Origin of the sequence: Porphyromonas sp. HMSC065F10 (assembly GCF_001808555.1) — a bacterium.
Taxonomy (GTDB): domain Bacteria; phylum Bacteroidota; class Bacteroidia; order Bacteroidales; family Porphyromonadaceae; genus Porphyromonas_A.
The window spans coordinates 1-224 of record NZ_KV793750.1; the positions used below are offsets into that span (position 1 = coordinate 1).

Sequence of the window (224 nt, forward strand, 5' to 3'; positions counted from 1 at the left end):
CGGTTAGAGCAGAGTGGTGAGCTAGAGAAGATGCTCAATTGGCAGAAGAGCAACCTCGTGACCATAGCCATCCCCATTGGAGATACAACTATCTACACAGAGGCTCGCCTTGCCTTCCGCACAGATAATGAGGGCAATATCGGGTTAGCCATACACGCTATGCGTAAAGAGCCACAACTCGACTATCCCTATATGGGCTACAAGTTCTCCCCCGAAGAGAAGGA

Annotated in this window: 1 protein-coding gene; it reads left to right on the forward strand. The window is 50.4% G+C overall.

Features of this window, described 5'->3' with window-relative positions; translation table 11 throughout:
- A partial coding sequence (locus HMPREF2890_RS01415; RefSeq protein WP_148130639.1) for a DUF4099 domain-containing protein occupies window positions 1-224 on the forward strand: 224 nt, incomplete at both ends.